Source organism: Mesorhizobium loti (genome assembly GCF_003148495.1).
Taxonomy (GTDB): Bacteria; Pseudomonadota; Alphaproteobacteria; order Rhizobiales; family Rhizobiaceae; genus Mesorhizobium; species Mesorhizobium loti.
Genome location: NZ_QGGH01000004.1, coordinates 201,817 through 226,090, shown reverse-complemented (window position 1 = coordinate 226,090; position 24,274 = coordinate 201,817). Strand labels below are relative to the sequence as shown.

General features: G+C 63.4%; 25 protein-coding genes and 1 pseudogene. 20 read left to right on the top strand and 6 right to left on the bottom strand.

From position 1 onward, the window contains the following. The first annotated feature begins 104 nt into the window (after positions 1-104). The 4 genes and pseudogenes from cueR to C8D77_RS39225 all read left to right on the top strand — a co-directional run. Positions 105-527: a Cu(I)-responsive transcriptional regulator gene (cueR, locus tag C8D77_RS17975; protein ID WP_109666033.1), complete on the top strand. Its 423-nt coding sequence runs from the start codon at positions 105-107 to the stop codon at positions 525-527. A gap of 381 nt (positions 528-908) precedes the next feature. After that, entirely contained in the window at positions 909-1,217 is a 309-nt protein-coding gene (locus tag C8D77_RS17970; RefSeq protein WP_109666726.1) for a protamine-2 (modular protein), read from the top strand. Positions 1,218-1,804: 587 nt separating this feature from the next. Beyond that, a complete protein-coding gene (locus tag C8D77_RS17965; protein WP_109666031.1) occupies positions 1,805-2,137 on the top strand; it encodes an SMR family transporter in 333 nt (110 codons plus the stop codon). A gap of 36 nt (positions 2,138-2,173) precedes the next feature. Then, positions 2,174-2,260 (top strand): annotated as a pseudogene (locus C8D77_RS39225) (sunset domain-containing protein); the annotation flags it as partial. A 489-nt stretch (positions 2,261-2,749) separates the two neighbouring features. Here the strand turns inward: C8D77_RS39225 and C8D77_RS17960 are convergent. Continuing rightward, positions 2,750-2,953, bottom strand: a complete 204-nt coding sequence (locus tag C8D77_RS17960; RefSeq protein ID WP_126067474.1) for a hypothetical protein — start codon at positions 2,951-2,953, stop codon at positions 2,750-2,752. Positions 2,954-3,077: 124 nt separating this feature from the next. Here C8D77_RS17960 and C8D77_RS17955 point away from each other — a divergent pair, with 124 nt between their 5' ends. Beyond that, positions 3,078-3,578, top strand: coding sequence for an MmcB family DNA repair protein (locus tag C8D77_RS17955; protein ID WP_050580417.1), 501 nt, complete (start codon positions 3,078-3,080; stop codon positions 3,576-3,578). 31 nt (positions 3,579-3,609) lie between these two features. Here the strand turns inward: C8D77_RS17955 and nhaA are convergent, their stop codons facing one another. From nhaA to C8D77_RS17930, 5 genes are all read right to left on the bottom strand, one after another. Further along, positions 3,610-4,806 carry a Na+/H+ antiporter NhaA gene (gene nhaA / locus C8D77_RS17950; RefSeq protein ID WP_109666722.1) on the bottom strand — a complete coding sequence of 399 codons (1,197 nt, stop codon included), beginning with the start codon at positions 4,804-4,806 and terminating at the stop codon, positions 3,610-3,612. 60 nt (positions 4,807-4,866) lie between these two features. Further along, positions 4,867-5,430 (bottom strand): ActR/PrrA/RegA family redox response regulator transcription factor, encoded by a 564-nt coding sequence (locus C8D77_RS17945; protein ID WP_023762754.1) that lies wholly within the window; start codon positions 5,428-5,430, stop codon positions 4,867-4,869. Between the two features lie 85 nt (positions 5,431-5,515). Beyond that, complete coding sequence (locus C8D77_RS17940) at positions 5,516-6,847, bottom strand: ActS/PrrB/RegB family redox-sensitive histidine kinase (RefSeq protein WP_109666025.1); 1,332 nt, start codon at positions 6,845-6,847, stop codon at positions 5,516-5,518. A gap of 26 nt (positions 6,848-6,873) precedes the next feature. Next, positions 6,874-9,336 carry an ATP-dependent helicase HrpB gene (gene hrpB, locus C8D77_RS17935; RefSeq protein WP_109666023.1) on the bottom strand — a complete coding sequence of 821 codons (2,463 nt, stop codon included), beginning with the start codon at positions 9,334-9,336 and terminating at the stop codon, positions 6,874-6,876. Between the two features lie 95 nt (positions 9,337-9,431). Then, positions 9,432-10,322: a DMT family transporter gene (locus C8D77_RS17930; RefSeq protein WP_109666021.1), complete on the bottom strand. Its 891-nt coding sequence runs from the start codon at positions 10,320-10,322 to the stop codon at positions 9,432-9,434. A gap of 28 nt (positions 10,323-10,350) precedes the next feature. On the opposite strand from C8D77_RS17930, the gene C8D77_RS17925 reads away from it, so the two are divergent. The 15 genes from C8D77_RS17925 (at position 10,351) to C8D77_RS17850 (ending at position 24,272) form a co-directional block, all read left to right on the top strand. Further along, on the top strand, positions 10,351-11,040 hold the full coding sequence (locus C8D77_RS17925; RefSeq protein WP_109666019.1) for a PIG-L deacetylase family protein: 690 nt from the start codon (positions 10,351-10,353) through the stop codon (positions 11,038-11,040). A 286-nt stretch (positions 11,041-11,326) separates the two neighbouring features. Next, entirely contained in the window at positions 11,327-12,658 is a 1,332-nt protein-coding gene (locus tag C8D77_RS17920; RefSeq protein WP_109666017.1) for an ABC transporter substrate-binding protein, read from the top strand. 110 nt (positions 12,659-12,768) lie between these two features. Continuing rightward, positions 12,769-13,716 carry a carbohydrate ABC transporter permease gene (locus tag C8D77_RS17915; protein ID WP_032901495.1) on the top strand — a complete coding sequence of 316 codons (948 nt, stop codon included), beginning with the start codon at positions 12,769-12,771 and terminating at the stop codon, positions 13,714-13,716. Beyond that, on the top strand, positions 13,713-14,663 hold the full coding sequence (locus tag C8D77_RS17910; RefSeq protein ID WP_109666015.1) for a carbohydrate ABC transporter permease: 951 nt from the start codon (positions 13,713-13,715) through the stop codon (positions 14,661-14,663). Before C8D77_RS17915 ends, C8D77_RS17910 begins: the two co-directional genes overlap by 4 nt. Further along, positions 14,660-14,866, top strand: coding sequence for a hypothetical protein (locus tag C8D77_RS17905; protein WP_109666013.1), 207 nt, complete (start codon positions 14,660-14,662; stop codon positions 14,864-14,866). The genes C8D77_RS17910 and C8D77_RS17905 overlap by 4 nt, the downstream gene beginning before the upstream one ends. A 2-nt stretch (positions 14,867-14,868) precedes the next feature. Then, positions 14,869-15,981 (top strand): ABC transporter ATP-binding protein, encoded by a 1,113-nt coding sequence (locus C8D77_RS17900; protein ID WP_109666011.1) that lies wholly within the window; start codon positions 14,869-14,871, stop codon positions 15,979-15,981. Continuing rightward, positions 15,974-16,987: an ABC transporter ATP-binding protein gene (locus C8D77_RS17895; RefSeq protein ID WP_109666009.1), complete on the top strand. Its 1,014-nt coding sequence runs from the start codon at positions 15,974-15,976 to the stop codon at positions 16,985-16,987. Before C8D77_RS17900 ends, C8D77_RS17895 begins: the two co-directional genes overlap by 8 nt. A gap of 78 nt (positions 16,988-17,065) precedes the next feature. Further along, positions 17,066-18,709, top strand: a complete 1,644-nt coding sequence (locus C8D77_RS17890) for a dihydroxyacetone kinase subunit DhaK (protein WP_109666006.1) — start codon at positions 17,066-17,068, stop codon at positions 18,707-18,709. 72 nt (positions 18,710-18,781) lie between these two features. Continuing rightward, positions 18,782-19,384 carry a dihydroxyacetone kinase subunit DhaL gene (gene dhaL, locus C8D77_RS17885; RefSeq protein WP_109666004.1) on the top strand — a complete coding sequence of 201 codons (603 nt, stop codon included), beginning with the start codon at positions 18,782-18,784 and terminating at the stop codon, positions 19,382-19,384. Next, positions 19,381-19,770, top strand: coding sequence for a dihydroxyacetone kinase phosphoryl donor subunit DhaM (gene dhaM, locus C8D77_RS17880; protein ID WP_013528085.1), 390 nt, complete (start codon positions 19,381-19,383; stop codon positions 19,768-19,770). Before dhaL ends, dhaM begins: the two co-directional genes overlap by 4 nt. A 21-nt stretch (positions 19,771-19,791) precedes the next feature. Continuing rightward, positions 19,792-20,094, top strand: a complete 303-nt coding sequence (locus C8D77_RS17875) for an HPr family phosphocarrier protein (protein ID WP_109666002.1) — start codon at positions 19,792-19,794, stop codon at positions 20,092-20,094. Beyond that, positions 20,078-21,664: a phosphoenolpyruvate--protein phosphotransferase gene (gene ptsP, locus C8D77_RS17870; RefSeq protein ID WP_109666000.1), complete on the top strand. Its 1,587-nt coding sequence runs from the start codon at positions 20,078-20,080 to the stop codon at positions 21,662-21,664. Before C8D77_RS17875 ends, ptsP begins: the two co-directional genes overlap by 17 nt. 11 nt (positions 21,665-21,675) lie before the next feature. Further along, positions 21,676-22,098: a hypothetical protein gene (locus C8D77_RS17865; protein WP_109665998.1), complete on the top strand. Its 423-nt coding sequence runs from the start codon at positions 21,676-21,678 to the stop codon at positions 22,096-22,098. A 95-nt stretch (positions 22,099-22,193) separates the two neighbouring features. Further along, complete coding sequence (gene dhaK, locus C8D77_RS17855) at positions 22,194-23,180, top strand: dihydroxyacetone kinase subunit DhaK (RefSeq protein WP_109665994.1); 987 nt, start codon at positions 22,194-22,196, stop codon at positions 23,178-23,180. 69 nt (positions 23,181-23,249) lie between these two features. After that, positions 23,250-24,272: a nucleotidyltransferase family protein gene (locus C8D77_RS17850; RefSeq protein WP_109665992.1), complete on the top strand. Its 1,023-nt coding sequence runs from the start codon at positions 23,250-23,252 to the stop codon at positions 24,270-24,272. Positions 24,273-24,274: the final 2 nt, after the last annotated feature.

Genomic DNA, 24,274 nt, shown 5'->3' with positions numbered 1-24,274 from the left:
TGGTAAGCATATCACTATGGCATTTCGGCAACAGCCCTCACAGGATTGTGAAGGAAATTCAAGGGGCCAAGTCCACGGGCTCCTGAGAATCGGGGAGAATCGTCATGAACGTCGGTGACGCCGCCCACCGCTCCGGCCTGCCGGCCAAGACCATCCGCTACTATGAGGAGATCGGCCTGATCGCCCCGGCGCGCGCCGCCAACGGCTACCGCGACTATTCCGGAGACGACATCCACCGGCTGGCCTTTCTGCGTCGCGCCCGCAATCTCGGCTTTTCCATCGACGATTGTCGCCAGCTGATGGCGCTCTACCAGGACCGCAGCCGCGCCAGCCACGACGTGCGCGAGATCGCCGCCGCCCATGTCACGGCGATCGAGGAGAAGGTGCGCGAGCTGCAGTCGATGCGCTCGACCCTGCAGAAACTGATCCATGCCTGCCACGGCGACGAAAGGCCGGATTGTCCGATCCTTGATGACATGGCGGGCGCCGCCATGCTCGACGACAAGGCCGCTTCAGCGAGACCTTAGGAAGAAACTGCCGAAAGCCGGCCGTCGACCGTGTTTGTCATCAGCCACGACGTGCCCTGACACGAGATAGCGGAATAGCGGACCTGTTGAGGCCTGCGGCTTCGGTCAAACGGGGCAGCCTGAAACACACACGATGGCCGTAACCGTCGTGAGCTTTTCGCGCTTCACCAGCGTCGGTCGTTCATAAGTCTTCTTCATGAGATGTCCCCCAATGCCCCGGAGAAGTGGCGCATTTGGGCACACGGATTGTCAAGTCGACGCTAAAGAAGGCCTGCCACAGCCGGCACGCAGTTCAATCGGCACAATTCTCTTCGGCATCTGGGCGCGTCAATCTGCCGCTCTATGTCTTCCTTGTCGCAATGATCAAGGATGGAGATTGGCATGGATCGGCGATTGCTTCTAACTGGAATGCTTGGACTGGCCGGGGCTGCGACCGTGATCGCTATTGCGCGTCCTGCCATCGCGTTGGCCGGCATTCCGAATAAGGGACCCGGCATTCTCGATGAACTCGACAAACCGTCCGACGCCATCCTCGACCAGGATGGTCCTGATGTCCAAGACGGCATCGAGCCCGTGCGCTGGTATCGCAGGAGGCGCCGCCGCGGCTGGAGACGGGTTTGCCGTCGCTATTGGCGTCACGGTTACTGGCGCCGCAGATGTTTCCGCAGATCCTTCTGGATCCGCTTCTGACGAAAGCCGGCAGACGCGAAGCTCTCGGCATCCGCCGGGGCTCTCGTTGTCGATATTGGCTAGACTTCCAGCCAAGGAAAAAGGCCCGCCACCATCGGGCAGCGGGCAGATTCTGGAGTGCCAGGGGATCAACCCAGCAATTGGTCAACGAGCGGGCCACGGGTTGGTTGCAAGCGGCACGCAGGCCGACTGAGCGTTTTTAACCAAGTCGCAGGGCTGGAGGCGGTTCGGCGCGCCTTAATATTCGATCAAATAAAGTAGCGGAGCGCCCAATGGACATTTTCAAAACTGTCAGGTCTTTTCATGTAAAACTCAGACCTGACCCTTACTTTCCGAGTATAGATGGAAAGAAGCGGCCCGGCAGCCTTTCCTTTGGGTGGACTTGCTACCGGGCCTGACCGGAGCGGGGTGTAGTGGGGGAGCTCCGGCTGCCTCCCGAAATACCACTTTCTCTTTATATGCGCTCTAGCTAATTTAATGGGAACTACGCGCGACCCGGTAACCGGCTGCACCCATCACGGGAAAGTGAACGTGACGTCGCTGTGGAGTTCTGATCATTGGATGCCTCCCATTGAAGGAGGTCCCCCATGCCTGCTTATGCCATTCTTGCTTTGGCTATTATCGGTGAGGTTGTCGCAACGAGCGCTATGAAAGCCTCAGAGGGCTTCACCAGGCCTGGCCCGTCGATATTGGTGCTGCTCGGTTACGCAGCGGCATTTTTCTTTCTGTCCCAGGTCCTGGATCGGATACCGGTTGGCGTCGCCTATGCAGTATGGGCGGGCGGCGGCATTGTTCTGGTCGCGTTGGTCGCCTGGATTGTCTATGGGCAAAGACCCGACCTGGCAGGCTTCGTCGGCATGGGCCTGATCCTGGCCGGCGTATTGGTTCTAAACCTACTGTCCAAAGCGAGCGCCCATTAATTGGGCCGGGTTTGTCAGGTGCGCGCATTACCGGGCACGCCGCTAAGCCCGCTGTATGGTGAGCGCTGGTTTTGTTCGGAGGCGGAAGCTCGCGTCGCAGGCTGGCGCAAGGCAAGGCGATAGGCCATTACGTTACGGCAACCAATATATGATGACTGACTAAAGTGCGGAACGTCCAACAAACATTTGTGGAACCTTTACAGGCCTCTCAGACCTTTGCGTGCGGAAGACAAGACTTTAGTCCTGCTGTCTTATATTTTGGAGCGGACGTTACGGCGCTACACAAGGCTGGCCTCCACGGGGTCAAGGCCGTTTATATCTACGCCTGGATAGGGACTTCAGTCTTAATTGAGTAATCTCTAATGTATCTATAGCATTGGGCAATGCGGGGGACGATCCCAATCGCCAAAAGCCTAATCCCGCGATGGCCGGTGCCACTCAACTCCTAGTATACCCCAGCACCGGCCATCCTTTTGGGCATATTTGAGATTGGTTGACATAACGGAACGTCCAGTGGACATTCGCGCAAACGTCAGACCTTGGTTGGTGAGGCGCAAGGCTTTGGTCCCTGCTGTCTTATAATTAAGAACGGAAGTTGATCGGCGCGACACATCAAGTCGATTTGCGCTGACGATCCCTTTGTTTTTCGAGGAACAGCTTGGCGTGTTCCGCCCAATCAGCCGCCGTGACTTTGTGCTCCTGAACGGACTTTCCGAAAGCCTTGCGCAGAGCGTCAAGGTCAAAGGCCCACATTTGTTCGCCTTCGGTGCTGTTCGATTTTGCGTCGCCCGTCCCCATGGAAACGATGGTATGCACCGCAAGTTCAATCTTTCAAGGATCAATGCCTGACTTCTTTTGGGTATATCCGGGTATGTCAAATATATAATCGCCACATAAAAACAGGTTCAAACCGTGAACAAAATCTGGCATGGTGCCTGCCATGCCGATCATCTCCCCCATCCCGATCAACCCTCTCATCGACGGTCGCCAGTCCGAACGCGCCATGCTGGTCCGGCGCGGCGTGCAGCGGCTGCTGATGGACATGGGCGCGCATGTGCTGCCCGAGCTGTCGCTGGCCACCGGCCGTCGTGCCGACCTCGTCGCGTTGACCCGGCAGGGCGATATCTGGATCATCGAGATCAAATCCTCGATCGAGGATTTCCGGGTCGACCGCAAATGGCCGGACTACCGGCTGCACTCCGACCGCTTCTTCTTCGCCACCCATCCCGGCGTGCCCTCCGAGATATTTCCCCAGGAGTGCGGCTTCATCCTCTCCGACGGCTACGGCGCCGAAATCCTGCGCGATGCGCCCGAACACCGCATGGCGGCGGCAACGCGCAAGGCGCTGATGCTGCGGATCGCGCGGGCCGGTGCCTCTCGGCTGCTGGCGGCGGAACTTGCCGGCGTGTCGGTGCCAGCGCTGGAGGGTGAGAGCGAGTAGGTTTTCGCCTTACTCCGAGTGGGTTTTCGCCCTACTCTTCGCCCTCTTCCACCTCACCAACCGGCGGCGCCATCAAAAGCACGGCAGCACCCAGGATGGCGGCGATGAAGGAACCGGCGAGGATGCCGACCTTGACCGCGTCCTGCAGCGCCACATCACTGGCGAAGGCCAGCAGGCCGATGAACAGGCTCATGGTGAAGCCGATGCCGCACAGCAGCGAGATGCCGATCATGTGCGACCAGCCAGCATTGGCAGGCAGGTCGGCAAGACCGAACCGGATGGCAAGTGCCGAGGAGCCGAACACGCCAACCAGCTTGCCCACCACCAGGCCGGCGGCGACACCCAGCGTCAACGGCTCGATCAGTACGCCAAAGCTCAGGCCGGCGAGCGACACGCCGGCATTGGCAAAGCCGAAGATCGGAATGACGACAAAGGGCACTATCTTGTGCAAACCGTGCTCGAGCCGATGCAACGGCGAATGGTCGAGGTCGTGGCCAATTCCGGCGGAGCGTTCGAGCGGGATGGTCAGCGCCAGCGCTACGCCGGCAAGCGTGGCATGGACGCCGGATTTCAGCACCAGCACCCACAAGATGACGCCGAGCAAGAGATAGGGAAGCAGCGTCATCACCCGCATGCGGTTGAGCACGACGAGCACGGCAATGACGGCGAAGGCGGCACCCAAGTAAGCGAGCGAAAGGCCGCTGGTGTAGAAGATTGCGATGATGATGACGGCGCCGAGGTCGTCGATGATGGCAAGCGCGGTAAGGAAGACCTTCAGCGAAGCCGGCACGCGGCTGCCGAGCAGCGACAGCACGCCGAGCGCGAAAGCGATGTCGGTGGCGGTCGGGATGGCCCAGCCGGACAGTGCCGCCGTATTGTTGCGGTTGATGGCGACATAGACGAGTGCCGGAACCAGCATGCCGCCGGCAGCGGCGATGCCGGGCAGCACGCGTCGCGGCCAGGTCGAGAGCTGGCCGTCCAGAACCTCGCGCTTAATCTCCAGCCCGACGAGCAGGAAAAACACGGCCATCAGCCCGTCATTGACCCAGTGCGAGACGCTGAGCGGGCCGAGATAGGCATGGAGCGCGGAAAAGTAGGTTTCGGCGAACGGCGAATTGGCGACGATCAGCGCCAGGGCGGCGGCCACCATCAGGATGATGCCGCCGGCCGCCTCGCCATCGAGAAATTCGCGGAAGACGGAAACCGGCCGCTGCTTCAAGTCCTGCATGTCGCCTCCGTCATGCCGCCTGTCGGCCGGCGTCATTCCGCAAGATGCGCAAACCGCGCCTCAGCGCGGCGCGCGCTTGGCCAATATCCGCTGCAAGGTGCGGCGATGCATGTTGAGCCGGCGCGCCGTCTCGGAGACATTGCGCTCGCACATTTCATAGACACGCTGGATATGCTCCCAGCGGACGCGGTCGGCCGACATCGGGTTTTCCGGCGGTGCCGCGCGCTCGCCGGCGGTGCGGGTGAGTGCGGCGAAGATATCGTCGGCGTCGGCGGGCTTGGAGAGATAGTCGACGGCACCGAGCTTCACCGCCGTCACCGCAGTGGCGATGTTGCCGTAGCCGGTCAGGATGATGGCGCGGGAATCGTCGCGCTTTTCGCGGATGGCCGCGACCACGTCGAGGCCGTTGCCGTCGCCGAGCCGCATGTCCACTACGGCATAGGCAGGCGGATTGGCGCGCGCCTTGGCAACCGCCTCCTCGACGCTCTCGGCCGTCTCGACCACGAAACCCCTGGTTTCCATGGCGCGGGCCAGACGCGTGAGGAACGGCTTGTCGTCATCGACGATGAGCAAAGAGGTGTCCTCGCCTTCAACCATTGCGCCAATATTTTCGTCGCCTGTCATAGTCTCAAAATTCCTGCTGCCTTAATTTTACGCAGATATAGTTCCTGAGCCTCATTGTCCAATTTTTAGAGCTCCTTCAAGGCTCTCAGGCGGTGTCGAACATGCTGGCCGAAGTGATTTCCGGATTGAGGAACACACCACGCGGCCACGATATCTGTACCACGGCGCCCTCGCCCAGGCCGCTCGAATTGCGAAAATCGAGCGTCGCGCCCGAGCGTTCGAGCAGGGTCTTGGCGATGAACAGGCCTAGCCCCAGGCCGCCGCCGGCTTCATTGCCCTGGCGCGTCGACATATAGGGCTCGCCGATGCGGTCGATGATCTCGGCCGGAAAGCCGGGTCCGTCGTCGATGATCGAGAAGGTGACAGCGGCGTCATCCCAGCTCCAGCGCACGGTGACGCTCTTGCGTGCGAAATCGACGGCATTCTCGACCAGATTGCCGAGGCCGTAGATAACGCCCGGATTGCGGCGCCCGACCGGCTCGGGCCCGATGCGTTCGCCGGGCCGAAGCTTGATCGAGATGCCGAAGTCGCGGTGCGGTGCGGTGACCTCCTCGACCAGCGAGGTCAATGGCAGCCGCGAAAGATGCGCCTCGCCCTCGGAGGACAGGCTGGTCAGCCGCTTGAGGATCTCGCGGCAGCGCTCGCTCTGCGAGCGCAACAGCGTCACGTCTTCCCCGTATTTCGGATCCTTGCCGAGTGCCTTTTCCATCTCCTTGGCGACAAGCGCGATGGTGGCAAGCGGGGTGCCAAGCTCGTGCGCGGCCGCGGCAGCCAGCCCGTCGAGCGCCGAGAGGTGCTGCTCGCGCTGCAGCACCAGTTCGGTGGCGGCAAGCGCATTGGCCAGAAGCCGGGCTTCGGCGGCCACCCGGAAGGCGTATATGGCGGTGAAGGCGATCGAGGACAGCACCGCCATCCATATGCCGGCGACATAGATGAAGGGCATCGCCAGCGGTGCGTCCTCATGCCAGGGCAGCGGCAGATGGACAAAGACCAGAAAGGTCGCCGCCGACATAACCAGCCCGCCGAGGATGGCGGTCAGGCGCAGGGGCAGCGATGTCGCCGAAATTACGACAGGCACGGTCATCAGCAGCGAGAACGGGTTGGTGAGGCCGCCGGTCATGTAGAGCAGGCCGGCAAGCTGCAGGCTGTCGAAGATGAGGATGCCGAAGGCCGCCAGCGGGGTGAGCCGGTGCGCCGCCGGAAACCGGAAGGCGAGAAACAGGTTCATCCAGGCCGAACAGGCAATCAGCGCAAAGCAGAGGCTGACCGGCAGCGGAAACTTCAGGCCATAGGCGACAACGAGCACCGTCAGGCTCTGACCGACAATGGCAAGCCAACGCAACCGGATTAGCGTGTTGAGGCGCAGTCTCTGGCTCTGCTGGAAATCGGGCGAACGCAAAACGTTGATCATGGCCATGGATTACAGCCGTGAAGCGCTGAAGGCTAGGTACCTCTGGGTTTTGCGCGGGCGGTGGCAGTGGCGAGCAGCGGGTTTTCCGGCCAGACATGCTTGGGATAGCGGCCACGCATGTCGGCGCGCACATCGGCCCAGGAGCCGCGCCAAAAGCCGGGCAGGTCGCGCGTCGTCTGGATGGGCCGGTGCGCCGGCGACAGGAGTTCGAGTGTCAGCGGCACGCTGCCATTGGCGATGGCGGGATGGCGGTCGAGGCCGAACAGCTCCTGCACGCGAACCGCCAGCACCGGCCATTCGCCGTCATAGCGGATCGGCACATGGCTGCCCGACGGAGCATCGAAATGGGTTGGCGCCAGCGTATCGACCTTGCGCTGCAGATCGTGTGGCACGAGCGTAGCCAGTCCGGCAGAGACAACGCCCGCATCGATGGCGGCAAACGATGCCGCGCCGGACAGGAACGGCAGCAGCCAGCCGTCGAGGCGTTCGATGAGAGCGGCATCCGCCATATCGGGCCAGGGCGCGCCAAGGCCGCGATGCAGCCAGCCAAGCCGCTGGCGCAGCGTTTGCGCCTCCTTGCTCCAGGTCAGCAGTGAGAGCCCATGCTCGCGGACCGCATCTGTTATGGCGCGATCGGCGTCAGCACCGGTTGGCGGCGGCAGCATGCGCTCGGCAAGCGTGATGGCGCCAAGGCGCACGGTTTCGCGCACGCGCACAGCGCGCTTGTCGCGGTCGAAGCTCGTTTCACGGCGGACCTCGATCCTGTCCGCGAGCGCGGCGCGGACATCGTCCTCACTAATGGCCGCTGCCGCTGTGATGCGCGCATTCTGCGCCTTGCCGTGCAGGTCGGCGACGACCAGAAACGGCTCGCCCGCCAGCGGGTCGGTGGCGTCGAGCATGGCGCCGGAGCCATTGGCCAGCACGAAACGGCCGCGCTCGCCGCGCGCCTTGGCCACCCGATCTGGCCAGGCGTGTACGAGCAGGGGACCGGCGGCGGCGGCTTCGCTGCCCTTCGCCCCGCCGGCCTGCCTCGCCAGCCGTTCGGCGAGCTGCTTCGCGGCGGTAGCGCGCGGCGATCTTTCCCCGCGAAAGCGCATCAGCCGTCGCTCCAGATCGGCGCCGTCGCCACCAAGGCCGCGCTCGGTGAGCAGCACCGAAAGCATCGCCGCCTCGAAGGCATGGCCGCTTTTCGCTGCCTCGGCGACCATATGCGCCAACCGCACCGGCAGAGCGAGCTTGCGCATCGAAGCACCCGCATCCGTCAGGCGCCCTGCCTCGTCGATGGCATCCAGCGCGCGCAGCAGCGTCCTTGCCTCATTGAGCGCCGGAGCGGGTGGCGGATCGAGAAAGGCGAGCCCTGCCGGATCGGCAACGCCGAAGGCGGCGCAATCGAGCAGCAGGCCGGACAGGTCGGCCTCCAAGATTTCGGGTGGCGTGAAGGCGGGAAGTGCAGCCGTCTGCTCGGCCCGCCACAACCGGATGGCGATGCCAGCTTGCGTGCGCCCGGCACGGCCGGCGCGCTGGTCGGCGGACGCCTTGCTGACGCGCACCGTTTCCAGCCGGGTCAAGCCGCTGGCCGGCTCGTAGCGCGGCAGCCGCGACAGGCCGGAATCGATGACGACGCGCACGCCGTCGATGGTGATGGACGTTTCGGCGATCGAGGTCGCCAGCACCACCTTGCGGCGGCCTGTCGGCGGCGGCTTGATCGCCGCGTCTTGCGCCTTGCCGTCGAGCATACCGTAGAGCGGCACGATGTCGGTTTCGGTGCCGACCTTGCCGGCCAGCCGCTCGGCGGTGCGCTCGATCTCGCGCTGGCCGGGCAGGAAGGCAAGCACGCTGCCGCTCTCATCGGCAAGGGCTGCGCGGATCGCCTTGGCCATGGCGTCCTCGATGGTGGTGCCAGCGGGGCGCTCATCATAGCGGATATCGACAGGAAAGGCGCGGCCTTCACTCTCGATCACCGGCGCGCCCGACAGCAGCCTCGCGACACGCGCGCCATCGAGCGTCGCCGACATCACCAGCACGCGCAGATCCGGCCGCAGCGCGCCTTGCACGTCGAGCGCCAGAGCGAGACCGAAATCACCATCGAGCGAACGCTCGTGGAATTCGTCGAAAATGACAGCCGAGATTCCAGGCAGTTCGGGATCGTCGAGGATCATCCGCGCCAGCACGCCTTCGGTGACGACCAATATCCTGGTCTTTGCCGAGGTGCGGTTTTCCATGCGCATGGCATAGCCGACGGTGGCGCCGGGCTCCTCATCAAGCAATTCGGCCATGCGGCGGGCGGCGGCGCGGGCGGCGAGCCGGCGCGGTTCGAGCAGAACGATCTTGCCGGCACCCAGCCAGGACGCATCGAGCAGCGCCAGCGGCACCAGCGTTGTCTTGCCGGCGCCGGGCGGCGCCACCAGCACGGCGCTGTTGCCATGGCCGAGCGCTTCGCTCAGCGCCGGCAGCACGGCGGATACTGGAAGCTCCGGCAGGGGTTTTGTGATCATCGGTCCAGGAATGCGTTCGTCCAATCGTGGCAAGCGCGCTTACGTCCGCATATCAGCGGTCGCGGCCGTGGTGCAACTCATGGAACGGAGCCGGTTCAAAGCCGGGTGCGCGAAAACGGGTTCCAGCGCACCGTGCCCAGCCGCGCTTCCTCGCGCACCATGGTCAGCAGGCCGGCCCCACCGACGACCGCCAGGCCGACCAGCGACAGCCAGTCGGGGTATTCCTGGAAGAACAGCGCGCCGAGGATCACCGCCCAGACGATTTGCGAATAATGCGTCGGCGCGACCCGGTTGGCGGGTGCGTATTTCATGGCCAGCAGCTGCAACAGCTGGCCGCAGGCAGTGAAGGCACCCGCCATCACCAGCCACAGCAACTGTTTTCCGCTGGGAACGGTGAATGCGGTGGCAGCGGCACCGATGCCGTTGAACAGCAGACCATAGCCGATCAGCACGCCCAGCATGGTGGTGCGCTTTTCCTGCTGGGCCAGCGAACGCATCAGGATGACGCTGGTCGCGGCGAGGAATGCAACCCCGAAAGCGGCAAGGTGGCCGAGATTGAGTTCGCGAAAGCCCGGCCGCACCACCAGCATGACGCCGGCAAAACCGGCAACCACCGCCAGCCAGCGCCAGGGGCCGACCTTCTCCTTGAGGATCAGCGTGGAGAGGATGGTGACGCAGAGCGGCGCCAGGAAGATCAGCGCGTAGGACTCGGCCAGTGGAATTGTGGTGAAGGCGTAGACGCTGAGCACGCCGGACGCGATGCCGGCCCAGGCACGCGCCTGCACAGCCCAAGGCCTCTTGGTGCGCCAGAAATCACGCCAGCGCTCGTCCGCCGGGCGCGTGAAGAAGAGAAAACAGCCGGCAAACAGCGTCGTGAAGAAGCCGATCTCGAAGACCGTGAATTGTCCACCCAGGCTTTTGACAACGGCATCGCTGCCCGAATAGCTTGCGTAGGCGATCAGGGCGAGCAGAATTCCGTTCGTCACGTTGTTCCATTTCCGGGGAGAGAGTGGTTTGAAAATCCTGGCGCTCGGTGCGCATCCGGACGACATCGAGATCTTCATGTTCGGTACGATGGCCGCCTATGCCGCGCAAGGCGCAGAACTCACTTTTGCCATAGCCACGGATGGTGCCAAGGGCGGCAAGAGTGATCCCGTTGTTCTCGCTCGCGTCCGTCGCGAGGAAGCAACGGCCGCGGCCGCGCTGCTCGGGGCGGCGCTGCGCTTCCTCGACTTTCCCGACGGCGAGCTGGTGGCCGATGCAGCGCTGATCGGGGCGCTGAAAGCACTGATTCGCGAGACCGGACCAGATCTGGCGATCACGCATGCGCCCAACGACTATCATGCCGACCACCGCGCGCTGTCGGACGGCGTGCGCATCGCGGCGTCGTTCGGGGTTCCAGTGCTGCATGCCGACACGATGGGCGGCACCGGTTTTTCGCCGACGCACTATGTCGACATTTCCGCCCATGCCGAGATCAAGGCCAGGGCGATCCGCATGCATCAGTCGCAGGATCCCGACCGCTTCGTCGATGGCGCGCGAATGCAGAACCTTTTTCGCGCCGGCCAGTGCAACGGCGCGCAGGGCTCGTTGGCCGAAGCCTTCCGCTTCGAACCGACGTTCCCCTTCGCCGACATCCGCGAACTGCTGCCGCCGGCGCCGCCGATCCGGAAGGTCATGGTGAGCACCAAACGGGTCGACTGAGAGTCGGGAAGGCCCTTAGATCTGGTCGAGGTCGGCCCGCGCAGCTTCGACAATCCGCGCGGGCCCGGCCAGCGATCAGCACTTTTCCCAACGTTTTCAGACACCGGCATAGGCATGCTGCGGCGCAGCAACGAATTCGCTTGCCTTGTTTAGTAAAAATTGCATCACTAAACAAATTACTAAACATCTGCGGTGCTGTTGCGCCGCCATGTTTAGGCCCCTGAGGAGAGGGGTTGAAGGCTCTTGAAACCGTCATCCGGGCGCGTTTCGCAAATGGGAGGAAGGCATGAAATCGAGCTTGAAACTGGCGTTGGGACTGACCTCGGCGATTACAGCGTCGACAGCCGTCTCGAACGTCGCGCACGCTGAAGACCTGACGCTGTGCTGGGCCGCCTGGGACCCGGCAAACGCGCTTGTCGAACTGTCCAAGGATTTTACCAAGGAAACCGGCATCGGCATGAAATTCGAGTTCGTGCCGTGGACCAACTATGCCGACCGTTTCCTCAACGAGTTGAATTCGCACGGCAAGCTGTGCGACCTGATCATCGGCGACAGCCAGTGGATCGGCGGCGCCGCCGAGAACGGCCACTATGTCAAGCTGAACGACTTCTTCGACAAGGAGAAGATCAGCATGGACGACTTCGTGCCCGCAACCGTCGTCGGCTATTCGGAATGGCCGAAGAACACGCCGAACTACTGGGCGCTGCCGGCCATGGGCGACGTCGTCGGCTGGACCTATCGCAAGGACTGGTTCTCCAAGCCGGAGCTGCAGAAGGAATTCAAGGAGAAGTACGGCTGGGATCTCGGCCCGCCGACCACCTTCGACCAGCTGAAGCAGATCGCCGAGTTCTTCCAGAAGCGCGAGATCGACGGCAAGACCGTCTATGGCGCCTCGATCTACACCGAGCGCGGCTCGGAAGGCATCACCATGGGCGCCATGGACGTGCTCTACAGCTACGGCTTCCAGTACGAGAACCCCAAGAAGCCCTATGAAATGGAAGGCTTCGTCAATTCCGACAAATCGGTGAAGGGGCTGGAATTCTACAAGGCGCTCTATGATTGCTGCACGCCTCCGGGCGCCTCGAACAGCTATATGGGCGAAGGCGTCGATGCCTTCAAATCCGGCCAGGTGGCGATGCACATGAACTTCGCCTTCACGTGGCCGGGCCTACAGAAGGACGAGAATGTCGGCGGCGACAAGATCGGCTACTTCGTCAACCCGAAGGGTCCGGACGGCGAGCAGTTCGCCCAGCTCGGCGGCCAGGGCATCTCGGTGGTGTCCTATTCCGACAAGCAGGAATCGGCGCTGAAATACATCAAGTGGTTCGCCAACAAGGATGTGCAGGCCAAGTGGTGGTCGCTCGGCGGCTATTCCTGCCTCAACGCGGTGGTCAAGGATCCTAAGTTCCCGGCCAGCCAGCCCTACGCGCAGACCTTCCTCGACTCGATGGCCATCGTGAAGGACTTCTGGGCCGAGCCGAGCTACGCCCCGCTGCTGCAGGCCTCGCAGAAGCGTTTCCACGACTATGTCGTCGCCGGCCAGGGCTCGGCCAAGGATGCGCTGGACGGCCTGGTCAAGGACTGGACGCAGGTCTTCCAGGACGATGGCAAGATGTAACCCGGCTCCTCCCGAGCTAGGCCCAAGCGTCCCGTGCCGCTCTTGGCACGGGACGCAGTTCAGATAAATTCCATGACAGAGACGACCAAGTGACCGAAGCAGGACTCACCATGCTCAATCGGACCGCGGAGAACGTTGCCCGGGCGACCCCGGAACCGTTGGCCCGCAAAGTCCGGGGCATCAGCGACAAGGGCCTCGCCTGGCTGTTCATCTCGCCGACGATCCTGTTGCTGCTGGCCATCAACATCTTCCCGCTGTTCTGGGCGATCTATCTGTCGTTCACCAACTACCGCGCCAACCGCCCAAACGAGGTGGTGAAGAATCTCGGTTTCGCCAACTACCAGCGCATCCTCGGCGACAAGGATATCTGGATCGCCATGCAGACGACGGCGCATTTCGTGTTCTGGACCATCCTGTTGCAGACGCTGATCGGCTTCACGCTGGCCTGGCTGATCGACAGGAAGTTCCGTGGCCATGCCTTCTGGACGACGCTGATCCTGGTGCCGATGATGCTGTCGCCGGCGGTGGTCGGCAATTTCTGGCGCTTCCTCTACGAGCCACAGATCGGCCTGTTCGCCTACGCAATTTCCTTCGTCACGAGGATCCCGCCGACCGATATCCAGATGCTCTCCAACGTCTCGCTGGCGCCGTGGTCGATCATCATCGTCGACACCTGGATGTGGACGCCCTACGTGATGCTGATCTGCCTCGCGGGCTTACGCTCCATCCCCGAATACATCTATGAGGCGGCCGAGGTCGACCGCGCCTCCAACTGGCGGCAATTCTGGTCGATCACGCTGCCAATGGCGCTGCCCTTCATCATGCTGGCGGTGCTGTTTCGCGGCATCGAGAACTTCAAGATGTTCGACATGGTCAATCTGTTGACCGGCGGCGGGCCAGGTTCGACCACCGAGGTCGCCTCGATCACCCTGAAGCGGCAGGCTTTTGAGAGCTGGCGTACCGGCTACTCCTCGGCCTTCGCCATCATCCTGTTCGTTGCGGTGTTTGGTCTGGCCAACATCTACGTCAAGGCGCTCAACAAGGTGAAGCAGAGATGAGCCTGACCACAGCCCATTCGGTCGTCGCACCCTCGGCCAACTCGAAGCGCATCGCCGGCACGATCATCGTGCTCTACGCGCTGATTTCGATCGTGCCGCTGCTGTGGATCTTCGCCACCAGCTTCAAGACGCCGCCGGACTCGATCGCCTATCCGCCCAAGATCCTGTTCCAGCCGAGCCTCGAAGGCTACTGCAATCTGTTCACGACGCGGACGCGGCAGACGCCGGAATACATCAACTCGCTGGGTCCCGCGACGGGCTTCTGCGACGAGACCACGCGCAAGCGCAATATGGTGATCGCCGGCCCGTCCAACTTCCTGCCGCGCTTCGTCAATTCGCTGATCATCGCCTTCGGTTCGACCTTCTGCGCCGTGTTCCTCGGCACGCTGTCTGCCTATGGCTTCTCGCGCTTCAAGGTGCCGCTCGCCGACGACCTTTTGTTCTTCATCCTGTCGACGCGCTTCATGCCGCCGATCGCTGTCGCCATTCCGATCTACCTGATGTACCGCGAGCTCGGCCTGTCGGACACGGCGCTCGGCATGATCCTGCTCTACACGGCAGTCAACGTGTCGCTGGCTGTATGGCTGCTGAAAGGCTTCATCGACGAGATCCCGCGCGAATATGAGGAGGCGGCGATGATCGACGGCTATACGCGGCTGCAGGCCTTCTGGCGCACAGTGCTGCCGCAGGCGACGACCGGCATTGCCGCGACCGCGATCTTCTGCCTGATCTTCGCCTGGAACGAGTATGCCTTCGCGGCGCTTCTGACCTCCGGCACGGCGCAGACCGCGCCGCCCTTCATCCCGACCATCATCGGCGAGGGCGGCCAGGACTGGCCGGCGGTGGCAGCCGGCACGACGATCTTCCTGGTGCCGATCCTGGTTTTCACCATCCTGCTTCGCAAGCAATTGCTGCGCGGCATCACCTTCGGCGCGGTGCGCAAATGAGCATGACCAAACACGGTAAACGCAAATCGCGGTGGCCGGTCTGGGCCAGGCGCGGCCTGATGGAAAACATCGCGACGGCGCTGATCGCCATCGGCTTCCTGATGCTGTTCCAGCCCTTCGCGCTGTCGCTCTATACCTATTCCTTCATCACCATGCTTGCCGGCACCGTGATGTTCATCATCGTCTCTAAGTTCCCGGAATAATCATGGCCGAAATCCGCGTCCAGCACCTGAGAAAGGCCTTCGGCGATTTCGTTGCCGTGCAGGATTCCAACTTCGTCGTCGAGGATGGCGAATTCTTCGTCATGCTCGGACCATCGGGCTGCGGCAAGACGACGACCTTGCGCATGATCGCGGGGCTCGAGCTGCCGACCGGCGGCCAGATCCTGCTCGGCGGCGACGATGTCACCATGCTGCGGGCACGCGAGCGCGACATTGCCTTCGTCTTCCAGCTGTTTGCGCTCTATCCGCACATGAATGTGCGCAAGAACATCGGCTTCCCGCTGTTGGCGCAAGGCATGCCTTCGGCCGAGATCCGCACGCGGGTCGAGGAAACGGCGAAGCTGCTGCGCATCGACCATCTGCTCAACAAATCCGTCTCCGGCCTTGCCGGCGGTGACCGCCAGCGCGTCGCGCTCGGCCGCGCCATCGTGCGCCGGCCAAAATGCTTCCTGATGGACGAGCCGCTCGGCACGCTCGACACCGAATTCCGCGATCTGATGGTCCATGAGCTGCGCGAGCTGCACAACCGCATCCACGCCACGACAGTCTATGTCACGCACGACCAGATGGAAGCGATGTCGATGGCCGACAAGATCGCGGTGATGAACCATGGCGTCATCGAACAGTTCGGAAGCCCACGCGAAATCTACGACCGCCCGGCGACCATGTTCGTCGCCGACTTCATCGGCTCACCGCCGATGAACTTTTTGGGCTTTGGCGGCGGGGTCGCCAAGGGCGCGAAGGAGATCGTCGTGCAAGGCGCAAAGGTGGCGGTGCCGGAGGTGCGTGAGGATATCGCACCTAGCGAGATGGCGCTTGGTATCAGGCCCGAACACATCCGCTTCGACGACAGCTCCAAGCTGCGCGGCGCCATCTACGGCGCCGAATATCTCGGCACTACGCAGATCGTCGCGGTCGAGACGGCGGACGGCATCATCAAGGCACGCGTGCCGGCCGAAATCCGGCTCTCCACCGGCGACCATGTCGGCCTGACGCTGAGCAGCGCACGGCTGTCCCTGTTCGAGAAGGGATCCGGCCGCGCGGTGAGAACCGCGATCCACGATGTGGCCTCGGAACGGAGGGCCCAGCATGGCTGATGTGCGCATCAAGAACGTGACCAAGAGTTTTGGCGACCATGTCGCCGTCAACGGTCTCGACCTGCATATATCAGATGGTGAATTCGTCGTGCTGCTCGGGCCGACCGGGGCCGGCAAGACGACGACGCTGCGGCTCATTGCCGGTTTGGAACGGCCGGATGCCGGCATGATCGAGATCGGCGGCCACAATGCCACGACACTGTCGCCGGCCGAACGCGACACGGCCTTCGTCTTCCAGCAATATTCGCTCTATCCGCATCTGTCGGTGTTCGACAATCTCGCCTTCCCGCTGCGCTCGCCGGCCCGGAAAATGCCGGAAGACCAGATCCGCCGCCGGGTCGAGGAGGTGGCGAAGATGGTGCGCATCCATCACAAGCTCGCCAACCGCTCGACCAAGCTTTCGGGCGGCGAAATGCAGCGCGTCGCCATCGGCCGCGCGCTGGTACGCAAGCCGTCGATCTATCTGATGGACGAGCCGCTGTCTTCGCTCGATGCCAAATTGCGGGCGGATCTGCGGCTCGAGCTGAAACGCATCCAGACTGAGCTCGGCGCCACCATGCTCTACGTCACCCACGACCAGATCGAGGCGATGACGATGGCAGATCGCATCGGCATCCTCGCGGAGGGCGTGCTGGTGCAGATCGGCTCGCCGCGCACCATCTATTCCGAGCCGGCAAACCTGCATGTCGCGGCAAGGCTCGGCCAGCCGGCGATCAATCTTCTGCCGACCGGGCTGCTGCCCGATGGCGGCGCCCCGGCCGGAACCAAAACGATCGGCGCACGCACCGAACATCTGACGATCGCGAAGGCGGCGAATGGCCATGCCGACGGCGTCGTCGACTGGGTCGAGCATCTCGGCGACCAGAACCACCTGCATGTGACGGTGGGTTCAAAGAAACTCGTGACGCTGACCGATCCGGACACGGATCTGGCGCAGGGCGACAGGGTGGCGATCCGCTACCGGTCGCCGCTGTATTTCGGCGCCGACGGACAAAGGCTGATGTGAATGGTTTCGATGTTTCCCTGCTAAGGGGCGACACCGGCTTCTGATTGACGATTGCGGATACGGGACTGGACGAATTCGATGAAGCACTTTTTCAATCGCAGGGAAACGATCGTCACCGAGGCGCTGGATGGCCTGTTGCGGACCATTGGCTCGAGCGATCTCGCGCGTCTGGACGGCTATCCCGAGATCAAGGTCATCCTGCGCGCCGACTGGGACAAGACGAAAGTCGGCGTCGTCTCGGGCGGCGGCGCCGGGCACGAACCGTCGCACGCCGGCTTCGTCGGCAAGGGCATGCTGACGGCGGCGGTTTCGGGCGAGATCTTTGCCTCGCCGAGCGTCGAAGCCGTGCTGGCGGCGATTCGCGCGGTCACCGGGCCGGCCGGCTGCCTCCTCATCGTGAAGAATTACACCGGCGACCGTCTCAATTTCGGCCTGGCCGCCGAGAAGGCGCGCGCCGAAGGGTTTCGTGTCGAGATGGTGATCGTCGCAGACGACATCGCACTCCCAGAAATTGCCCAGCCGCGCGGTGTTGCCGGCACCTTGTTCGTGCACAAGATATCAGGCCACCTGTCGGAGACCGGCCATGATCTGGCAGCCGTTGCCGCAGCCGCTCGCGCGGCGGCGAAGGATATCGTTTCGCTCGGCATGTCGCTGTCGTCCTGCTCGATCCCCGGCCAGCCGCACGAAGACAGGTTTGGCGAGAACGATGGCGAGCTCGGCCTCGGCATTCATGGCGAGCCGGGCGTCGAGCGGATTGCGGTGCAAAGCGCCAACAGGCTGGTGGCGATCATGGCGGAGCGCCTCTTGGCACGGCTCGACCTTTCAGCCGACCATGCCCTGCTGATCAACAATCTCGGTTCGGTGCCGCCGCTCGAAATGTCTGTTATCGCCAACGCGGTGCTTGCCTCGCCGCTGGCCAAAACCATCAAGCTGACGATCGGCCCGGGTCCACTAATGACGGCGCTTAACATGAACGGCTTCTCGCTGTCGCTGATCCGGCTCGACGCCGCCCGCGAGACAGCCCTGTTGGCGCCGGTTGGCCCGCATGCCTGGATGCCGGCAAAGCCCGTTGTGCCACCTTCCGTCGTGCCGATGGCGAAAGCGGCCGGACAAAGCGCGGCACGCAAGCCCAGTCAAGATGCCCGCACCAGGCGTCTTGTCGTCACCGTATGCGAAAGGCTGATCGCGCTCGAAGCCACTTTGAACGGGCTCGACGCCAAGGCGGGCGACGGCGACACCGGCTCGACGGTGGCGACCGGCGCGCGCAGTATTCTCGAGCGGCTTGATACGCTGCCGCTTGCCGAACCTGCAGCGACCCTTGGCGCGATAGGCGACATTCTGAGCGCGTCGATGGGCGGCTCCAGCGGCGTGCTGCTGTCGATCTTCTTCACGGCTGCGGCGCAGGCTCTGGACAGCGGAGCGAACCTGGCCAGGGCGCTGGTTGCCGGCCTTGAGCGAATGACTTTCTATGGCGGCGCGAGCATCGGCGATCGCACCATGGTCGATGCCCTGGAGCCAGCCCTCAAGGCGCTCGACGCCAACGGCCTGGAGGGAGCGGCGGCGGCGGCTCGACGCGGTGCCGAGGCCACCGGCGCCATGGAGAAGGCGAAAGCCGGACGGTCCGCCTATGTCGGCAGCAAATTGCAGGGTGTGGTCGACCCCGGCGCCTATGCGGTGGCCGAGGTCTTCGCGGCCGCCGCCGCGCTGCATGAAGCGGCCTGACGCATGCTCCAGTTGTCGAATGAGCGTTCTTTCGATACTGCCGGCGGGGTGGAAACCGGGAATTTGGCTAATATGGCGGCGTTGAACCTTGCCGGGCTGATTACAGCTGCCGCGGATGTGGTTGCCGCTCATGCCGAAGAGTTGACGGCGCTCGACCAGGCTATCGGCGACGGCGATCACGGGCTAAACATGAAGCGCGGCTTCGAGGCCGTGCGGGCCGAAGCCGGGGCGTTTTCGGCCAAGCCGCTGCCCGAAGCCCTGAAGGCGATCGGCACCAAGCTGGTGATGACGGTCGGTGGCGCTTCCGGCCCGCTGTTCGGCACCCTGTTCCTGGCGCTCGGCAAGGAGATTTCGGCGGAGCCCGATCGCGCCAATCTGACGGCTGCTTTCGGCAAGGCCATCGAAGCGGTGGCCGCGCGTGGCAAGTCGCAGGCTGGACAAAAGACCATGCTCGACGTGCTGCAGCCGGTGCATGACGCGTTGCTGCAGGGAAAGACGGCGCCGGAAATCGCCGATATCGCCGACGCGGCGGCCGAGGCGACCGTGCCGATGAAAGCACTGCGCGGCCGTGCGTCGTTCCTCGGCGACCGTTCGATCGGCCACATGGATGCCGGCGCACGTTCGACCGCGCTTCTTGTGCGGACTGTGGCGCAAACCATCGGGGAAAGTGCATGAGCAATGTCGGCATCGTCATCGTTTCGCATTCGCCGCTGGTCGCCGAGGGCACGGCCGACATGGTGCGGCAGATGGTGGGCGACGAAGTGCCACTTGCATGGTGCGGCGGAAACGGCCATGGCGGGCTTGGCACCAATGTCGAGGCGATCATGGGCGCCATCGACAAGGCCTGGTCTGAAGCCGGTGTCGCCATACTGGTAGACCTCGGCGGCGCCGAGACCAACAGCGAAATGGCGGTGGAAATGATTGGCGAGCCCCGATCGCACAAGATCATCGTCTGCAACGCGCCGATCGTCGAAGGCGCGGTGATGGCGGCAACCGAGGCCTCCGGCGGCGCCTCGCTCAGGGAAGTGGTGGCGACGGCGCATGAATTGTCGCCGTCGTGAACGAACGGGAACGTTGAAGACATGTCCGCATCCGCCGAAGCGACCGTTGTGATCACCCACGATGTGGGCCTGCACGCGCGTCCTTCGGTGAAGTTCACCAAGCTGGCCAAGACCTTTGCCGCCGAGGTGGAAATCGCGCTTGCCGCCAACGGACCATGGTTCGACGCCAAGAGCATCGTCAAGGTGATGGCGGCCAAGGCGCCGAAAGGTACGGTGCTGCACATCAGGGCCAGCGGCGACGGCGCCAACGATGCCGTCGACGCGCTGGTCGAGCTGGTGCGGCGCGATTTCGACGAAGGCGCGGACCATGTCCGGACCGCTTAGGCTGCAAGGCATTTCGGCCTCGGCCGGCTATGCCGAGGGGCCGCTGTTCGATCTCGACCAGACTGTCGTATCCTATGTCGGCAAAGAAACAGCCGACGACGAAAAGGCCGCGCTCGAAACCGCAATCGCCACCGCGACGGGCCGTCTCACCGTATTGATTGAGATGGCCGTGGGCGATGCCGCCGACATTCTCGAGTTCCAGATCGCCATGCTGGGGGATAATGCGCTGAGCAGCCCGGCCTTTGCCGCGATCCGCACCGGCCTGCCAGCCGACAAGGCGTGGCGGCAGGCGCTCGATGCCGAAATTGCCGGCTACGATGCTTCGGACCAGGATTACTTTCGCGCACGTGCCGCCGACATCCGCGACATCAGGGACCAGGTGCTGCGGGCGCTGTCCGAAGATAGCGACGTCCAGGCGCCACCCGGTGCCATCCTCTATGGCGAGGACATCGCGCCGACGCGCTTTTTCGAAACCGACTGGAGTTGTGGTGGAGGCATCGCGCTGAAGGCGGGCAGCACGGCGAGCCACGTCGCGATGCTGGCGCGTTCGCGCGGCGTGCCGATGGTTGTCGGGTTGGGCGCTTCGCTGGCTCATCTAGCCGGCACAGCGCTGCTCGACGCCGAACATGGCGGCATCGTGCTGTCCCCCTCCAAGGTCGAAATCGCTGCCTTTCGCCAATCCTCCTCATCTTTCTCGGCGCGCCGCGACCGGGCTGGAACGTTCCTGGCGCGGCCGGCGGTGACCAAGGCCGGCACGATGGTGCGCGTGCAGGTCAACATCGCCGACCCGTCCGACGTCGATGGCATCGACATAGCGACCTGCGACGGTGTCGGGCTGATGCGTACCGAATTCCTGTTCGGCAAGACGCTGCCGGATGAGGAGACGCAGTATCGCGCCTATCGCAAGGTGCTGGAGTGGGCCGGCGAGAAACCGGTGACGATCCGCACCGTCGATGCCGGCGGCGACAAGCCGGTGCCGGGCTTCACGGTCGCGGAAGGCAATCCGTTCCTCGGCCTGCGCGGGATCAGGCTGTCGCTGGCAAGACCGGAGGTGTTTCGTGTACAGATCCGGGCGCTGCTGCGCGCCGCCGTCTCCGGCAGTCTGAAAGTGATGTTTCCGATGATCGCCGTTGTGGAGGAATACAGACAGGCGGCGGCGATGTTCGCCGAGGAGCAGGCGGTGCTTGCCACGCGCGGCATCGTTCACAAGATGCCGCCGCTTGGCATCATGGTCGAGGTGCCTTCGGCGGCGATCGTGCCGGAAGCCTTTGCCGAGGCCGCCTTCTTCTCGATCGGCTCCAATGACCTCACCCAGTATGTCATGGCGGCCGCCCGCGACAACGCTGCCGTGGCCCATCTCAATTCGGTCCGTCATCCGGCTGTGCTGCGGCTGATCGCTGCCGTGACCGCGTTTGGCCAGCGGGAAGAGATCCCGGTCAGCCTGTGCGGCGATGCCGGCGGCGATCCAGCCTCGATCCCGTCACTGCTCGAGGCCGGCCTGCGTGATCTTTCCGTCGCGCCGGCGCAACTCGCCATGGCCAAGGCGGCCATCGCGGACATTTCCGTTTAGGCGCGGCTGGCATGGTCGACAGGACACCCGAACCCGGTTCCGAAGAGGCGATCCGCGCCTACAAGATGATCCTGTCGCACGTCATCGACCAGCGCCCATCCGGCATGCGCCAGCGCCTGGCCGATGCGCTCGGCAAGCACCGCAGCTTCGTCACGCAGATTTCCAGCCCGGCCTATTCGATCCCGATTCCGTCAAAACATTTGCCGGCTATCTTTTCGGTGTGCCATTTCAGCCCGGCCGAGCGCGACCAGTTTCTCGCTGCCTATCACCAGGCGCATCCAGGCAAGATGTCGATCGCATCAGGCATGCGCAAGACGCGGCATGTCTCGCTGATCGTGCCGGATTTCGGCGACGACAAACAGAACGCCGCGCTCGACAGGGCGGTGAACGACTTCATCCAGAAGATCACCAGCATAACCGGCAAGGGTGGCTGACCCTTTGGAGTTTGTACGCAATTCCGGATGGAAAACCGTTACACACTTTTCCTGGAATTGCTTCGATGTCAGGCCTATTTCGGGAGGAGACGGCCGTGAAGAAATTTATGAACTCGGTGGACACGGTGCTGACCGAGAGCCTCGACGGTTTCGTGGCCGCCCATGCCGACATCCTCGTGCTTGGCGACGAGCACAAATTCATCCGCCGCAAGACCTTACGGCCGGGCAAGGTGGCGCTGATCTCCGGCGGCGGCTCCGGTCACGAGCCGCTGCATGGCGGCTTTGTCGGCCACGGCATGCTGGATGCCGCCTGCCCCGGCCAGGTCTTCACCTCGCCGACGCCGGACCAGATGCTGGCAGCGGCGGAAGCCGTCGACACCGGGGCCGGCAGCCTGTTCATCGTCAAGAACTATGAGGGCGACGTGATGAATTTCGACATGGCGGCCGAGATGTCAGAAGGCGTCCAGCAGATTGTGACCAATGACGATGTCGCCGTCGAGAATTCTTCCTATACGACGGGCCGGCGCGGCGTCGCCGGAACGCTGGTGGTGGAAAAGATCGTCGGCGCGGCGGCAGAACATGGCCTGGCGCTGGCGCCTTTGAAGGCGCTGGGCGACCGCGTCAACACGGCTACCCGCTCGATGGGCGTGGCGCTGACCAGTTGTACCGTGCCGGCGGCGGGCAAGCCGACTTTCGACATCGGCGACGGCGAGATGGAGTTCGGCGTCGGCATCCATGGCGAGCCCGGCCGCCGACGCGACACGTTGAAAAGCGCCGATGCTATCGCGCAGGAGATCTGCGCCGCGATCCTGGGCGATCTCGGCGACAAGGCAAAAGGCCCGGCACTGCTGTTCGTCAATGGCTTCGGCGGCACGCCGCTGATGGAACTCTATCTGATGTACAACAGCGCGCGGGCGATTTTCGAGAAACATGGCGTGACGGTGACCCGTTCACTGGTCGGCTCCTATGTCACCTCGCTCGACATGGCCGGCTGCTCGATCACGCTGACCATGCTCGACGAGGAGACGACCGCATTCTGGGACGCGCCGGTACACACGGCGGCGCTACGCTGGGGCATGTAAAGCTGGCTTACGCACGGCTTTTCTGTAACCATCCCAGACAATCCCTTATCCGAAACATTGTCCGGGTTGATGCTGCCATCTCTCACTGCCGCCGAAGAAAGATTGCTGCTGCGCTCTGCCGATCCCGAGGCGGCGCCAGTCGGGGAAGATTTGTCGGCAAAGACCTTGTCGGCGCTGCTCGACAATGCCGAATTTCACGGCATCCTGCCGATCATGCTGCGCAAGCTGCAGGAGCGCGGCGACGCGCAGCTGCCGAGGGACGCAGGGCTGCGGGACAGACTGGAAGATCTGCGCCAGAAAGCAACGATCGCCACCGGGCAGTCGATGCTGCTGCAGTACCATGGCGACCGCATCATGAAGGGACTGGCCGCGGACAATGTTCCGGCGCGGATCGTCAAGGGGCCGGTCTTCGCGCGAAAACTCTACCGCAACGTCGCCGACAGGCCGTTCACCGACATCGACATCCTCGTCGAGCCGGCTAACCTGGCGCGGGCGAACCGGGTGATCGCGGCATGCGGCTTCGAGCTTGGCAGCAACGAGGCCGAATCCTACGAACTGCAGGAGTTCAAATGGCTCGAAAAGGAGAATTCGAGCCTGCTGGTCGAGCTGCATGGCGACCTCGTGCATGACACCGGCATGCGGCGGCGCCTGTCGCTGGGGTTCCGGGAGTTGCGCGCCATCGACGGCGAGGCGACAGATACGCCCGCGGCACTTCTGACGATCGCCATCGTGCACGCCGCCGGCGGCCACAAATTCCACCGGCTGCAGCTTTGCATCGACGTGCTGCAAGGCGTGCGGGCGCTGCAGTCACCCGAAGCGGAAGCACGCCTGTTCGACGCTGCCCGCATGACCGGCATCGAGCTCGAACTGGCTGTTGTGCTCAATGTGACCGGCCAACTGTTCGAGGAGAGCCGCGCACTTGAGCTCGCCGGCCGGATCAAGCCCGATCTCTCGATACGGCTGGCCAGACGGTTGATCACCACGAACACGCTGCTCGGCGTCAATTCCAGGGACAAGCTTGGTTCGCGCCTGCGCCGCGACGCCTTCCGGTGGATCCAGAGATTGGCCAAGGCCAGGCCGCAGGTTGCATGACT

Bases quoted from the DNA above. Each gene is read 5' to 3' on its own strand.
- cueR (WP_109666033.1), top strand. From the start codon at position 105: ATGAACGTCGGTGACGCCGCCCACCGCTCCGGCCTGCCGGCCAAGACC.
- C8D77_RS17970 (WP_109666726.1), top strand. From the start codon at position 909: ATGGATCGGCGATTGCTTCTAACTGGAATGCTTGGACTGGCCGGGGCT.
- C8D77_RS17965 (WP_109666031.1), top strand. From the start codon at position 1,805: ATGCCTGCTTATGCCATTCTTGCTTTGGCTATTATCGGTGAGGTTGTC.
- C8D77_RS17955 (WP_050580417.1), top strand. From the start codon at position 3,078: ATGCCGATCATCTCCCCCATCCCGATCAACCCTCTCATCGACGGTCGC.
- nhaA (WP_109666722.1), bottom strand. From the start codon at position 4,806: ATGCAGGACTTGAAGCAGCGGCCGGTTTCCGTCTTCCGCGAATTTCTC.
- C8D77_RS17945 (WP_023762754.1), bottom strand. From the start codon at position 5,430: ATGACAGGCGACGAAAATATTGGCGCAATGGTTGAAGGCGAGGACACC.
- C8D77_RS17940 (WP_109666025.1), bottom strand. From the start codon at position 6,847: ATGGCCATGATCAACGTTTTGCGTTCGCCCGATTTCCAGCAGAGCCAG.
- hrpB (WP_109666023.1), bottom strand. From the start codon at position 9,336: ATGATCACAAAACCCCTGCCGGAGCTTCCAGTATCCGCCGTGCTGCCG.
- C8D77_RS17920 (WP_109666017.1), top strand. From the start codon at position 11,327: ATGAAATCGAGCTTGAAACTGGCGTTGGGACTGACCTCGGCGATTACA.
- C8D77_RS17915 (WP_032901495.1), top strand. From the start codon at position 12,769: ATGCTCAATCGGACCGCGGAGAACGTTGCCCGGGCGACCCCGGAACCG.
- C8D77_RS17910 (WP_109666015.1), top strand. From the start codon at position 13,713: ATGAGCCTGACCACAGCCCATTCGGTCGTCGCACCCTCGGCCAACTCG.
- C8D77_RS17905 (WP_109666013.1), top strand. From the start codon at position 14,660: ATGAGCATGACCAAACACGGTAAACGCAAATCGCGGTGGCCGGTCTGG.
- C8D77_RS17900 (WP_109666011.1), top strand. From the start codon at position 14,869: ATGGCCGAAATCCGCGTCCAGCACCTGAGAAAGGCCTTCGGCGATTTC.
- C8D77_RS17895 (WP_109666009.1), top strand. From the start codon at position 15,974: ATGGCTGATGTGCGCATCAAGAACGTGACCAAGAGTTTTGGCGACCAT.
- C8D77_RS17890 (WP_109666006.1), top strand. From the start codon at position 17,066: ATGAAGCACTTTTTCAATCGCAGGGAAACGATCGTCACCGAGGCGCTG.
- dhaL (WP_109666004.1), top strand. From the start codon at position 18,782: ATGGCGGCGTTGAACCTTGCCGGGCTGATTACAGCTGCCGCGGATGTG.
- dhaM (WP_013528085.1), top strand. From the start codon at position 19,381: ATGAGCAATGTCGGCATCGTCATCGTTTCGCATTCGCCGCTGGTCGCC.
- C8D77_RS17875 (WP_109666002.1), top strand. From the start codon at position 19,792: ATGTCCGCATCCGCCGAAGCGACCGTTGTGATCACCCACGATGTGGGC.
- ptsP (WP_109666000.1), top strand. From the start codon at position 20,078: ATGTCCGGACCGCTTAGGCTGCAAGGCATTTCGGCCTCGGCCGGCTAT.
- C8D77_RS17865 (WP_109665998.1), top strand. From the start codon at position 21,676: ATGGTCGACAGGACACCCGAACCCGGTTCCGAAGAGGCGATCCGCGCC.
- C8D77_RS17850 (WP_109665992.1), top strand. From the start codon at position 23,250: ATGCTGCCATCTCTCACTGCCGCCGAAGAAAGATTGCTGCTGCGCTCT.